Origin of the sequence: Paenibacillus sp. S28, from assembly GCF_016624415.1 — a bacterium.
GTDB classification, from domain to species: Bacteria; Bacillota; Bacilli; order Paenibacillales; family Paenibacillaceae; genus Paenibacillus_AQ; species Paenibacillus_AQ favisporus.
In genome coordinates this window covers 339,949-353,113 of sequence record NZ_JACVTM010000006.1, presented here as the reverse complement: position 1 = coordinate 353,113, position 13,165 = coordinate 339,949, and the positions used below count along the sequence as shown (strand labels likewise).

Below are 13,165 nucleotides of genomic sequence, written 5' to 3'. Positions count from 1 at the left end.
GATGAAAGCCATCATCATTGTTCTGCTCTGCTCCCTGCTGTTGACCGGCTGCTGGGACCTGAAGGCGGTTCAGGATATGAATATCGTTACGGCGCTCGGCATCGATTACGAGAAGGACCATTATGTCGTATACGTCAAGCTGACCGATTTCTCCGCCGTTGGTACCAAGGAAGGCAGCGGGGAATCCAAGCCTGCATCCACCTGGATCGGGATCGGCAAAGGTCCCACCGTGTTATTGGCCATCAACGATATCTACAGGTCCGCCCAGCATCATACGCTATGGACGCACGTTAAAGCGATCGTCATCACAAAATCCGCGCTAGGGAAGCTGGAAGATATTTTCGATAGCCTGCTGCGTTCCAGAGAGCTGCGGTATACATCCTGGGTGTACGGAACCGAAAAACCGATCACGTCGATATTCATGGCGGATACGACGCTGAATCAGTCCCCCCTGCTGCTGGAAATGTTCGAGCCGAAGGAGACCTATAAGCAGCGATCTTCGGTAATGCCGATTCAGTTGCAAAAATTAGTCAACAGCATCCGGGAGCCCGCAACCAGCGTGCTGCTGCCCGTGCTGTCCGTAACGGACCGGAAATGGGTGGCCAACCAAAAGGACAAAACCCCATCCATGATGGAGCTCACCGGCGTGTACGTCATCAACAAAGGAGTGAACGAGGGATGGGTCGCGGAGGAGGACATGATGGGCGCCAGACTGATCCAGTACAGCTATATGCCGAGGTATCCACTCAGCCTGCCTGAGAAGAATGGCCGGAACAACACGTTGAATTTGACGTCGCCAACTACGAAAATCTCGTTAAATCCTGATACGTCAGACAGCATAAACTTGAATATCAACCTTACGGTTTATGCCACGGTATTAGAGACGCATACCGACGCGACGGATCATATGATGGAACAACAGGCCCAGTCGATCCTGAAAAAGGACATCATGAAGGAATTTAACGACGCAAAGAGTAATCATATCGACTTGTTCGGGTTCGAGGAATGGTTATACCGTCATCACCATGACCTTTGGAAACAAACCGTCTCCCGGGGTCCGGTCCTGTCCAGAATAAAGATTGATGATGTGAAGGTTAAAGTCAGCATTAAGCATGCCAACACCTATAACATCGAATGAAAAAATGGTATATCATACCCCTGCGGCCAAAATTGGCCCAGGGGTATTCTTCGTTATCAACACACGGAGATCCGTCTTCACGACCGCCTGCACTTTACACACGGCTCCGATCAGGATAAGGTTATATATTGAAGCTGCATATACGGCCTTTAAACTACACGATAAGAAGGTACGCACATGAATTCATCAACAACCAATCACTCCCGGGTGCTGATCATGACGGCCGTCGAGGGCGAGCGGGAGGCGGTTCTTCGCGGACTCGGCAGCCCGGATTTTATCGACGTCGAGCTGGCCGGCGTCGGACCGGCCTCCGCCGCCGCCCGTACGGCTCGCGTTCTGGCCGGTAACGAATACGGCCTGGTCATCAGCGCCGGCATCGGCGGCGGGTTTACGGATCGGGCCGGCATCGGCTCGATCGTCATTGCCGATCAGCTGATCGCGGCTGATCTTGGCGCGGAGACGCCGGACGGCTTTCTCAGCGTGGACGAGCTTGGGTTCGGCTCTTCCCGCCTCGAGCCGGATCTTCCGCTCGTCCGCCGCCTCGAGGAAGCTATGGCTTCCGCCGGACTGGCGGTTCGCAGCGGTGCCGTCCTGACGGTCACGACCGGGACCGGCTCGGCGCAAACCGCCGCAGCGTTAAGGCAGCGGTACGAGGACGCTGCCGCGGAAGCGATGGAAGGCTTCGGCGTGGCTGAAGCCGCCCGGCTGTTCGGACTCCCCTGCCTGGAAATCCGTACGATATCGAATGCCATCGGTCCCCGGGACCGTTCCGCCTGGCGGATGAAAGAAGCTTTCGAAGCCCTTGAAGCAGCAAGCTCAATCTTAGTGGAGGTATTGAAACGATGAAAATTGCATTTTCCCCTTGTCCCAACGACACTTTTGTCTTCCATGCTGCGGCGCACGGCCTCATTCCCGGCGCGCCGGAGCTGGATGTCACCTATGCGGATATTGATATTACGAATAACCTGGCATCGAACCCGGGCAGCGACCTGGACGTGCTTAAAATTTCTTATGCCGCCCTGCCATGGGTTCTGGACGAATACGCCCTCATTCCATGCGGCGGAGCCTTGGGCCGCGGCTGCGGACCGCTTGTACTGACCAAAGGCGGCCAAGCCGACCCTTCGGAACTTAGCGGACGCCGGGTTGCCGTCCCGAGCGAAAAATCGACGGCCTACCTGCTCTTCCGCCTGTGGGCCGCCCAGAACGTACCCGGCGGGATTGGCGAAATCGTGGTCATGCCGTTCGACCAAATCATGCCTGCCGTCCGCGACGGCTTGATTGACGCAGGACTGGTCATTCACGAAGCCAGATTCACGTATCCGTCCTACGGATTATCCTTGATGACAGATCTTGGCAGCTGGTGGGAAAGCGATACCGGCCTGCCGATTCCGCTCGGCGCGATCATTGCCAAGCGGTCCCTCGACTTGGACGCGATCGAAGACTGGATCCGTCAGTCCGTCGAATACGCCTGGGCCCATCCCGAAGCTTCCCGCGAATACGTGCTGAGCCATGCCCAGGAGCTGGATCCTGACGTTGCACAGCAGCATATTGACCTGTATGTCAACGACTTTACGCGTAACCTCGGGGACGACGGATACGCCGCGATCACTTCGCTGCTGACCCGGGCGGCCGGCGAAGGCCTCGTCCCACCGATCGATCCGGAAGCGCTGCGTAAATAAGCGGATCTGAGATGGTACGTATCCAATCAATACAGCATAAAACCCGCCTCCTGGAAGGCGGGTTTTATCTATGTCAGTCATTTTGAAAACAACGAATTGGTTTTTTAAGGAACGATCAATAATTCCGTTCCGGCTGTATCCACGGAACTTCCTCCGACCATGATCCGCACCCGGCAGGACTGTGCGTTAAACAGCATGTCCTGATTCCAAAAAGCCAGCTCCTCATGACCAAGTTTGAAGACAACGCTCTGCTGTTCCCCTGACGCCAATTCGATCTTCCGAAATCCCTTGAGTTCGGCGATCCTCCGGCTAATTCCAGATTCCCGCACTTGAATATATAATTGGACCGTTTCAGCGCCGCTGCGCGGCCCGGCATTAACAATCCCGACTGTTACGCTTACGTGTTCTCCAGCTTCCAACTCGCTCACCTTGATCCGATCAGTGGAAAGGGAAACATTCCCGTATTCAAATGTCGTGTAGCTAAGCCCATAACCGAAAGGATATAGAGGAGAAGAAGGCATATCAACGTAATGACGCGGTCGCCCTGGATCCTTCTGATTATAGTATACGGGCAGCTGAGCCGCGGAACGGGGCATCGAAACCGGCAGTTTCCCGCTTGGATTCACCTTCCCGAACAGAATCTCCGCAATAGCCTGTCCCCCTTCCGTTCCAGGATACCACCCGCATAATATCGCATCGCAGTGCGCCTCAATGCCGGTTAAAGCATGAGGGCGGCCTTGAATCATGACGGCAACGATCGGTACGCCCGTGGCAGCGATTCGCTCAACCAACTGTTCCTGAACACCACCAAGAGATAGACTGGCCAAATCTACGCCTTCTCCGCAGTCCATTTCGGAGGGACTTCCTTCTCCCACGATGGCTTCACCATTGCTGTCAAAGGCCCCGTTAAACTGACGGGCGCTGCTTCCACCGAGCACCAACACGGCAACATCCGCCTCCTGGGCGGCAGCGATAGCTTCCTTAAAGCCTGCTGTTGATCCGTCCCGGATTCCACAGCCAAGCGCAAAGACCACTTCGGTCCCTTCCGGTGCGCACGTTCGAATGCCTTGTAGAACGGTCGTCCCTTTCCCTTCCCGCTGCACGCTCGTATAATCACCCAATTGGTTGTACAAGCGATCGGCGTTTGGACCGATGACTGCGATTTTCCGCTTCTCCCCTTTCGGAATGTCCAGCGGCAGCAGCTGATTCGTATTTTTAAGCAGGACGATGGACTCCCGTGCCAGCTGAAGATTGGTTTCCCGCGCTCCCGGCGCGCCTACAGCCGAAATGGCCCGGGTCTCATCTGCATATGGGCGGTCAAATAGTCCGAGCCGGAACTTGAGGCGAAGTACCCGGCTAACTGCACGATCGATGGTTTGTTCGGAGACCAACCCCTGGCTCACCGCCTTTTCCAGAGTGGAAAACGCAGTGTCCCATAAGCTCAGATCAACGCCTGCAGACAATGCGAGGGCGGCAGCGGACTCATGGCTCCCCGTCAGCGCTACAAGCCTGTCCACGGCGACGCCGTCGGCCATGACGATCCCTTCGAATCCCCATTCCTCTCGGAGGATGCCTGTTAACAGGGCATGGTTGGCATGACAGGGAATCCCATCAATTTCATTATAGGCAGCCATAAAGCCCGCTGCTCCCGCCTTTGCCCCAGCATTGGCGCCAGGCAGATGAATCTCTCTCAACTCCCGTTCGCCGATCGCCGCAGGCCCTGCGTTCCGCCCCCCTTGCGCGGCCCCTTGGGCACAGAGATGTTTGAGCACAACAGCCACTTTGTCTGAACCCGCCAGCATCTCGGGCGTAGTGCCCTGCATTCCCCGTACGGCCGCTTCCGTAAACCGCGCAGCCAAATAAGGATCCTCACTGAAGCATTCTTCGGAACGCCCCCAGCGCGGGTCATGCAATATATCAAGAGCCGATACAAGTCCAATGTGGGCTCCCCTGCTCCGGATCTCCGACGCGATGTATGAACTGGCGCGCTGCATCAGATCCGGATTCCAGGTGGCGCCTACGCCCAGGTTGACTGGAAACAGCGTTCCGTCCAACGCCTGGTGCCCATGAGGGCACTCCTCTGTCAGCAGTACCGGTATCCCGAGGCGCGTATTTTCGACGACATAACGCTGAACCTTATTGGCAGCTTCCGCGCTTTTCTCTGTCGGAATTCCGTTCCCATAATGAACGCCGGACCAAGGATCGCTGCGGAACAATCCGTACAGCGCACCCATTCCTCCGCCGCGGGCGACCTCCTCTTTAAAGGCATCGGTCAGCGTGATCTCTTCGCCTGTCCGGACATAAGCGTCCCATCCATACATCCGCTGATTCAGCTGACCTACTTTTTCCTGCAGCGTCATCCGCTCGATCAAATCTTGGACCCTTTCCTCGATTGAATAACCGGGCTGCCTATATTTCTCCATCCTTAAGTCCCCTTCCGATATCTCCTTCGCTACTCTCCCTCAGCCTTTTTACCGGCCATCAACCCGCGGTATTCCTTCGGAGTCATTCCCGTATACGTCTTGAAAACCGACACAAAATATTTATACTCCTTGTACCCCGCCTGGTCTGCAATCTCGAATACTTTATCATGGGTCGTCGCAAGGAGCTTTTTCGCATGGTTAATCCGTTTCTCGTTCATATATTCGGTGAAGCCCTTGCCCGTACTCTGCTTAAATATATAACTGAAATGACTTGGCGTGATTTTCAGCCAGGAGGCAACCTCAGAAGCCTTTAAATCCATCCTGAATTGATCATCCATGTACCTCTTTGCTTTCTCGATAATCCAGTAAGACTTATCAAGCCCGCTTACGTTGACTTGGTGCTGCAGTTCCAGCATCTCGTCCAGCGCTAGCTTTTGAAGGGAATGATATGAATTGTAAATGCTCAAGTCGGCAGCCGCCTTGAACCCGGCATCCATATCTGGCATCCCGCTTCGGCGCAGCTGCTGGCGCAGCAGTACCCATAATTCTTCATAAATATGAAGGATATCCCCCAGCAAAAGTCCATTTTCCCGAAAAACGGCAAACATATCGGCGATAAATGCACCCAGTTCTTCAGGATCCTGTTTAAAAAGCCTGCTGACCAGCTCCCGAACAGCCGTCACCGTGTCATAGTTTGGAATCACCCTCTGCATCTCCATCGCTTCCCGGTATTCAGGAAGCAGCAGCTGCTGTCCTTCCAGAACATAATACGGCAGCAGGCTGACCGCTTCCATGCATGCGGACGCAGCAAGCTCAAGCGTATTGAAAGGTGCCGAGACGCCGAGGTAAACGGTACCTATTTCTTCAATGCATGCTGCTATCATTCCGCTTAGCAGTTCATCCCAGACCGGACGCTCCTGGGGGGTTTTCACCACGATCAGCGAAATCATCAGATTTTTGTTCTTCAGGACGGATACCGATTCCAGGCTATGATTGTCGTTAAACAGATGGTTAATCGCCTTACTCCATCGATTTTGGAGCGCTTCCAATTCATCTGACGCCGTTCCGCCAAACCGGGTATGATATTCGGCGATCTGCGAAGCCACAATACGATACTCCGTCCCCAGCAGGCAGGCGGGAACTTTGCCGGATGCAAAACCGCTTCTGACAAGGCCTGCAAACCAATGTCTCGCTTCCTGCAGTCCCATATGCTCCTGTCGGTCGACCCGGCTGACAACTCCCTTCACAACGGCTGTCAGTTCATCGACGTCCACCGGCTTAAGCAAGTAATCCGTCACACCAAGCCGCATTGCTTGGCGCGCGTAATCAAAATCCTCATAGCCGCTGACCAGAATCATGCACACCTCCGGAAAGAGGACCTTCAACCGCTCAGCAAGCTGAAGCCCATCCATGCCGTCCATGCGGATATCTGAGAGAACGAGATCTACGCCGCCGCATTCGGCGATTCGCTGCAGCGCCTCTCTGCCATCTTCCGCTTCTCCGACAACTTCGACGCCATAATCTGCCCAATCGATCGTATGATGAAGTCCTTCGCGGATCACGGCTTCATCATCGACGATGAGCATCCTGATTTTTCTGGACTGTTCCGGGTTAACCGTCATTTTCATCCACCGCCAGGCTAAGCTGTATGTCAGCATCGGGAATCCGCAGCCGCACCCAAGTCCCGTCCGTAGAAGTCTGAACGATTTGCAGCCCGAACCCTTCACCGAAATAGATCGAAAGTCTATCGTGTATGTTCATCATGGCGCCCTCCCTGTTGACGTCCGCCCCCGCATGTTCCAGCGCGGCCTGAACTTCTTCTTTACGCTCCGGCTCCATTCCCGACCCATTGTCAACCACATCGATCCAGATTTCGCCGGTGTTTTTGTAGCATTTCACATGTACGATATACCGCGGCTTATTTTTGTCCAAACCGTGTTTGATAAAGTTCTCCACCAAGGGCTGAATGGTCGCTTTCAGAATCGGCACTTGCTCGATCCCAGCCTCCATGAACAGCGCATACTGAAGCTTGTCACCAAGGCGATTCTGCTGCAAAAACAAATACGACCGCACGAACTCCATTTCTTTGTAGAGAGACGTCTCGTAGTTCCCGTTGTCGATGCTGCTGCGGAAAAACTTCGAGAGCATCTCAATCAGCTGACTCGATTTCGACGCTTTTTCCAGCCTAGCCGTCCAGCGGATCATATCAAGCGTATTATACAAAAAATGGGGGTCCATCTGGTTCTGCATAAGCTTTAGCTCCGATTCCCGCTGACGAAGCTCGAGCTTATATTTATGCTCAATCAATTCCTTAATCGTGACCACCATTTCATTGAATTTACGGTTGAGCTCGGCAATTTCGTCATGGGAATTGACCGGAACCCGAGCGTTATAATCGCCGTAGGTCACGCGGTTCGTCTCCTTTTTCAGCCGGAGAATCGGGCGGATAATCGTATAATGGAACCCGATGAGCGCCGTGAGTCCGAGAAGCTGTATCACGGCGATAATGAAGATCATCAATATTTTGACGCTCCGGAATTCCTGATTAACCTTCACTTCCGGAATCATCGAGATGATCGTCCAATCCGTATTTTCGATCCGGTTATAAAGCGTCAGATACCGCTTGTCCTCTATTTTCGCCGTAATAAAGCCATCTTTGCTGTTCTCAAGCTCATTCATCAGTGCATCGTCCGGCACATATGCCTTCGGCAAATGATGCTTCGATTCCATAATCATCTGCCCCTGATCCCCAACGATGAACACGCTCCCGCTGCCCTCCTCGATAATCCCTTTTTCCAGAAGCTCCACGATGCTCGCCTCATCCAGACGAATGATCAAGCTGCCCAGAGGTTTAGTAATTTCGCTGTACGAATTAAGCAAACGAAACAAGGACAGCACGCGGACACGTCCGTTCCATCCGCTGTTCAGCTCATACCCTTCCGTCCAGACGATCCCTCCCTTCCGCTGCCTCGCCTGCTCCATCCACCGCGACTCGTCCCCGTAAAACGGTTCTCCCATCCCGATAAAACTTCCGTTCAGTCCCGAAATTTCAATCGAACGGATGTAGCTCTTCGACATCAGCTGGAACGTCAGAAAGTCTTCGATCTTCCGCTTGAGATCCGTCTTTTGATCGCTCGTGAGCGGAGGGCTGCTTCTTAAAAAAGTCCTCATATCCGGGCTGAGGATCAAATAATTGGCAATGTCCTTCACCATCGCGGTCTGTTCTTCAAGCTGATTCGTTACATTGTCCAAATTGCGTTTGGTCGAGTTGATAAAGCGCTCTTCCAGGATCTGATTAAATTTATGCTGAACGACGACGCCAACGCCGAGAGTCGGCAAAAGGACGAACAGCAAAAATATGACAAGCGCCTTCTTTTTCAAGCTGAAATTGCCTAGATGCCTTCTGAAGCTTGTCTTCATACGATCTTCTCCTTCAGGCTGCCCTGCGCATCACCCTTTGACCGCCCCTGCCGTCATACCGCTTACCAGCTGCTTCTGCAGCAGCAGATAGAAGATAATAATCGGGATCAGGGCAATCGTAAGCGCGGCCATCTGCAGTGTCATACTGGCCGTTTCGATGCCGGCAAAGTTAGAAAGGCCCAGAGGCAGCGTCTTTAGGGAACCCGAGGTAATGAGTACAAGGGCGAACAAATATTCATTCCAGTTATAAATGAAATTTAGTATCACGACCGTAGCCAGGGCTGGTCTTGTGATCGGAAGAAGGATCGACCAGAAAATACGATAAATTCCTGCACCGTCCATGACCCCCGATTCTTCCAGATCCTTCGGAAATCCCCGCATGAAGCCTTCCAGGATAAACACGGTCAAGGAAAGATGGAACGCCGTATAGGGCAGAATCAATGCTAACCGCGTATCCAGCAAATGTACCTTTTGCATGATCAGGAAGATCGGAATGAGTGTCGCGTGAATAGGCACCAGCATGCCTAACAGAAACAACCCATACACGGTACCCCGCAGCTTAAACGTAAACCGCGACAAAAAATAGGCGGCGAGCGAACCGAGCAGTACCGTGACGGCCAACGACACGAAGGTAATGATGATGCTGTTCAAAAAGTACGTGTTCATATTGGCAACTTTCCAGGCACCGGCATAGTTGGAAAACTGTAAATGCGACGGGAGCGAAAACGGACTTCTGGAATATTCCTGCTCTTCCTTAAACGAATTGACGACCATCCAAAATAACGGAACTATATTTATAATAGCGAACAGGCTCAAAAAAGTGTATGCAATTATATGGAACAGTTTGGACTTTCTGACCAAGGGATAACCTCCTTCCTCTAAGCGTTCTTTTCTCTTCCGAGTCGGTTTAACAGACTTATGACAATCAAACTGAACAGTAGAATCAGTATCGAAACGGCACTCCCATATCCGTAGCGCATATTCATAAAGGCGCTATTGTACATGTAAATCGTCATGACCTCGGTCTGATGGGCAGGACCGCCTCCGGTCATGATCTGAATAAGATCAAATACACGGAAAGAGTTGCTTATGCTGTATACAACGCCCACCATAATCGTCCCGCGGATCATCGGAATCGTTATGCGCAGCGTACGCTTTAGACCGGTCGCCCCGTCCAGTGCGGCCGCTTCGTTAACCTCGTCCGGAATGTTCTGCAATGCAGCCAGAAAGATAACCATATAGAGTCCGCAGTTTTGCCAAATGTAGGCGATGCTGATGGACAGCATAGACCATTTGGAATCGCCCAGCCAATTCTGCTTCCAGCTCTCTGCGCCGAATAAACCGAGTACATTGTTCAGCATTCCATATTCCGTGTTGTACACCATACCCCAGATCATGGACACCATGACCGAAGAAATGACGACGGGCATGAAACCTATTGTCCGGAAGAATCCGGATCCTTTCATCTTGCGGTTAAGCAAAAGGGCGAGCACAAGCCCGAGCGGGATCTGGCCTGCCAGCCCTGTTACCATAATGATGAGATTGTTTTTGACCGACAGCCAAAAAATGTCGTCCTTCAAAATATCCAAGTAGTTATCCAAGCCGACAAAGCTCATGGAGCCGATGCCGTTCCAATCCATTAGCGAGTAGTACAGCGACAGTCCGATCGGAACGATGGCGATTCCCAAGTAGATGAGAAGCGCAGGAAACAAGCCAAGAAAGATGGCTAGCTTCGTCCCTTTTAAGGTGTGCATATGTGGTCCCTCCTTTTCTTCAACCCACTCATGTGATCTGATAAAAGGAAGAAAACCCGGTAGCCCAGGTTTCCTTCACGTTTTTCATTTCAGACACGAACAGGCTCGCAGTGCCATTCTATTTCATGTTATCGAAAGCTTCCTGAACATCCTTGGCTACCTGCTCCGGAGTCCCATGGCCAACAGTTAGCGCCTGCAGGCCGTTTTGCATGACGTCAACCACCTGTGTCGGAATCACGCTATCGAATACCGGAGCGGTTCCCTTACTGGTGAGTTCCATCATTTCTTTCAAATACTTGCTTGCATCTGCGGGAATGTCCACCTTTGCAGGAACAACGACCCCGCTGCTAATCAGTTGTTTATACAAATCCTCGTTCACAAAAAACTTCAGAAACTCCTCGGCAGCCTGCTGCTTTTTCTCGTCCAGTCCGCTCTTAATCCCGATGCCGTATTGTACGACTCCGGCGCTCTTGGCAGGATCACCTTTTCCGCCATCCACTTTCGGGAACAGCGCGATTCCGAACTTGTCCCCTTCATCGTTTTGGATACGAATGCGGCCGTCAACGGTCGAAGAGGAAATATGCATTGCCGCTTTTCCCTGGATAAAGTAATCCTGGGCCTGCACCGTATCCATATTGTTAGCGTCGGTATTAAACGCTTTCAGTTTGCTGAGCTCATCAATGACGGAGATCGCCTTGACGAAATCCGGGTCGGTAAATTTGGCTTCCTTGTTCATCACTTTCGTCAAGAAGTCGCTGCCCGTAAACCGGTCACCAATGATGGACAGGTAGGAGGATTGCAGCGGCCACTGCTCTTTATTTCCTAAAGAAATCGGCGTCATTCCCGCGTCTTTCAGCTTTTTCACCGCATCGATGAATTTCTCATAGGTATCCGGGAATTGGTCGTAGCCCACTTTGGCCAACATCTCTTTGTTATAGTAGATAATATCCACGAATGTCTGCTTGGTAGGGATGGCGTATTGCTCGTCGCCGACTTTAAAGCCGGCCAGCGCGCTTTCTGGAAGAATGCTGTTCCACTGGTCCATCATGTCATTAATTGGTGCAAGCAGTTTACCGTCTACAAGCGGGGCCAGATCCGCTCCCGGCCATAACACGTCGATGTCGGCCAAATTGTTGCCTGCAGCGAGGGTACGCAGCTTGGTCTTGTATTGGGCAGAAGGCACGCCGTCCTGCTTAATGATGATATCGGGATGCTGTTTTTCGAACTCTTCGATTCGTTTCTTATACACATCATTGTCCACGTTTGGCGATGTCCAAGGATGCATCATGGTCAGCGTCACTTTCCCGTTCTTGGCATCTGCTCCTCCGTCCGCCTGATTATTGCCGCATGCGGCAGTAATCACCATCATGACGGCAACCAATCCTGTCATCAGCCATTTCAATCGATTCTGTGATTTTTTCATACCTTTCCCCTTCTTTTCATATAAAGTAGTATTCTCGAATACCGGAGCTGTCCTATACCAAAGATTCGCTCAAAATATGCTGCACCAGGTCATCCAGCGGAACGGTAGCCAGCGCAATCGCCGTATCCGTCACGCCGTAATAAATATAGAGAAGTCCGTCTTTTACCACGTTGCCCGTCGGGAAAATGACATTCGGTATTTGATAGCCAAATTTCTCGTAATAAGTTTCCGGCTCCATAATATAATTTTTCGTCCGGGCGATGACTTTCTCCGGTTGTTCCAAATCCAGAAGCATCGCTCCAACGCGGTACACCGTGTCCTCGTCCACCCCATGGTAAAGGACCAGCCAGCCGTGATCCGTACGTACCGGAGGGGTGGAACCGCCGATTTTTTTAGATTCCCAATCCGGATTTTCGGCTTTGGCGAGGAGCACAGGCTCGTCCCAGTGGATAAGGTCCTCCGAGCTTGTGATCCACATCGCGGCTTTCTCTGTACCGTAAGCTTCCCCGACATATTCTTCAGGACGCCGAAGAAGGTAGTATTTCCCGTTTATTTTTTCGGGGAACAGAATATTGTCGCGATCATTGATATCCAGCGGCGTCGTGTCCGATACAAACTCCCAGTCCAAGAGATTGTCCGACTTGAGTATAGAGGAACGGGTTAGCCAGTGTCCCTCTTCTTCGCCCCACCCGTCCGGATAAGAAGGTATGGAACGCTCAGGTACACCCGAACCGGTCGGATAGTAGCTCATCGCGCATGGGCGCAACGCGTAATTCAAATAGTACGTGCCCTCAATCTTGACAATCCGCGGGTCCTGAACACTTCCGTAAGGAAAACCGAGCATGTCCGGTGTGATAATCGGTTCATCCTTGACATGGGTGAAATGGACGCCGTCCTCACTTTCGAGAAGCCCCAGCACGTTTTTGCACGGAGTCAGTGATTCCGCCGTCCGTTCTATCATGTAGAATTTGCCGTTATCCATAATTACCGCCGGATTGAATACGGTTACTTTTCTCCAATTATATATGCCCGGAACGACGATCGGATTTTCCGGATGTCTTGTGATCTTCATGGGGAAAGCCTCCTTGTAAGCCCTTTATTTTCTCGTCACGGTTATTATAGCTCCCGGCCAAAACACAAAATATCCCATAAACTTTCGAAAACATCCGAATAATGCAGATCGTTTTACTTATGTCAGTTATAAATCACGAAGAGCAAACAAAAACCGCCCCTTGCTTCGATGTCCGGGTGACATCGCTTTACAAGGGACGGTTTTGCTATTGTTGTATGCACGAGAACAAGTCAGCTGCTCTAATCCGGGAAACTCC

10 protein-coding genes are annotated in these 13,165 nt (G+C 52.1%); 3 read left to right on the top strand and 7 right to left on the bottom strand.

Annotated features, from left to right (window positions below):
- Nucleotide 1: 1 nt before the first annotated feature.
- The 3 genes from IAE55_RS17380 (at nucleotide 2) to IAE55_RS17370 (ending at nucleotide 2,817) form a co-directional block, all read left to right on the top strand.
- On the top strand, nucleotides 2-1,138 hold the full coding sequence (locus IAE55_RS17380; protein ID WP_200633347.1) for a Ger(x)C family spore germination protein: 1,137 nt from the start codon (nucleotides 2-4) through the stop codon (nucleotides 1,136-1,138).
- A 177-nt stretch (nucleotides 1,139-1,315) separates the two neighbouring features.
- A complete protein-coding gene (locus IAE55_RS17375; RefSeq protein WP_200633346.1) occupies nucleotides 1,316-1,984 on the top strand; it encodes a futalosine hydrolase in 669 nt (222 codons plus the stop codon).
- Entirely contained in the window at nucleotides 1,981-2,817 is an 837-nt protein-coding gene (locus IAE55_RS17370; RefSeq protein WP_200633345.1) for a 1,4-dihydroxy-6-naphthoate synthase, read from the top strand. The genes IAE55_RS17375 and IAE55_RS17370 overlap by 4 nt, the downstream gene beginning before the upstream one ends.
- A 104-nt stretch (nucleotides 2,818-2,921) precedes the next feature.
- On the opposite strand, the gene IAE55_RS17365 is transcribed toward IAE55_RS17370, so the two are convergent.
- The 7 genes from IAE55_RS17365 to IAE55_RS17335 form a co-directional block, all read right to left on the bottom strand.
- Entirely contained in the window at nucleotides 2,922-5,240 is a 2,319-nt protein-coding gene (locus IAE55_RS17365) for a glycoside hydrolase family 3 N-terminal domain-containing protein (RefSeq protein ID WP_200633344.1), read from the bottom strand.
- Between the two features lie 29 nt (nucleotides 5,241-5,269).
- Entirely contained in the window at nucleotides 5,270-6,862 is a 1,593-nt protein-coding gene (locus IAE55_RS17360; RefSeq protein WP_200633343.1) for a response regulator transcription factor, read from the bottom strand.
- Nucleotides 6,852-8,660 (bottom strand): cache domain-containing sensor histidine kinase, encoded by a 1,809-nt coding sequence (locus IAE55_RS17355; protein WP_200633342.1) that lies wholly within the window; start codon nucleotides 8,658-8,660, stop codon nucleotides 6,852-6,854. The genes IAE55_RS17360 and IAE55_RS17355 overlap by 11 nt, the downstream gene beginning before the upstream one ends.
- Before the next feature lie 30 nt (nucleotides 8,661-8,690).
- On the bottom strand, nucleotides 8,691-9,521 hold the full coding sequence (locus tag IAE55_RS17350) for a carbohydrate ABC transporter permease (RefSeq protein WP_076167609.1): 831 nt from the start codon (nucleotides 9,519-9,521) through the stop codon (nucleotides 8,691-8,693).
- Between the two features lie 17 nt (nucleotides 9,522-9,538).
- On the bottom strand, nucleotides 9,539-10,414 hold the full coding sequence (locus IAE55_RS17345; protein ID WP_145156891.1) for a carbohydrate ABC transporter permease: 876 nt from the start codon (nucleotides 10,412-10,414) through the stop codon (nucleotides 9,539-9,541).
- Between the two features lie 118 nt (nucleotides 10,415-10,532).
- Nucleotides 10,533-11,837 (bottom strand): extracellular solute-binding protein, encoded by a 1,305-nt coding sequence (locus IAE55_RS17340; protein WP_200633341.1) that lies wholly within the window; start codon nucleotides 11,835-11,837, stop codon nucleotides 10,533-10,535.
- A 52-nt stretch (nucleotides 11,838-11,889) separates the two neighbouring features.
- Nucleotides 11,890-12,909 carry a glycosidase gene (locus tag IAE55_RS17335; RefSeq protein WP_200633340.1) on the bottom strand — a complete coding sequence of 340 codons (1,020 nt, stop codon included), beginning with the start codon at nucleotides 12,907-12,909 and terminating at the stop codon, nucleotides 11,890-11,892.
- Nucleotides 12,910-13,165: the final 256 nt, after the last annotated feature.

Excerpts from the sequence above, each read along its gene's own strand:
- IAE55_RS17345 (WP_145156891.1), bottom strand. The coding sequence starts at position 10,414 with ATGCACACCTTAAAAGGGACGAAGCTAGCCATCTTTCTTGGCTTGTTT.
- IAE55_RS17335 (WP_200633340.1), bottom strand. The coding sequence starts at position 12,909 with ATGAAGATCACAAGACATCCGGAAAATCCGATCGTCGTTCCGGGCATA.
- IAE55_RS17370 (WP_200633345.1), top strand. The coding sequence starts at position 1,981 with ATGAAAATTGCATTTTCCCCTTGTCCCAACGACACTTTTGTCTTCCAT.
- IAE55_RS17360 (WP_200633343.1), bottom strand. The coding sequence starts at position 6,862 with ATGACGGTTAACCCGGAACAGTCCAGAAAAATCAGGATGCTCATCGTC.
- IAE55_RS17365 (WP_200633344.1), bottom strand. The coding sequence starts at position 5,240 with ATGGAGAAATATAGGCAGCCCGGTTATTCAATCGAGGAAAGGGTCCAA.
- IAE55_RS17355 (WP_200633342.1), bottom strand. The coding sequence starts at position 8,660 with ATGAAGACAAGCTTCAGAAGGCATCTAGGCAATTTCAGCTTGAAAAAG.
- IAE55_RS17375 (WP_200633346.1), top strand. The coding sequence starts at position 1,316 with ATGAATTCATCAACAACCAATCACTCCCGGGTGCTGATCATGACGGCC.
- IAE55_RS17340 (WP_200633341.1), bottom strand. The coding sequence starts at position 11,837 with ATGAAAAAATCACAGAATCGATTGAAATGGCTGATGACAGGATTGGTT.
- IAE55_RS17380 (WP_200633347.1), top strand. The coding sequence starts at position 2 with ATGAAAGCCATCATCATTGTTCTGCTCTGCTCCCTGCTGTTGACCGGC.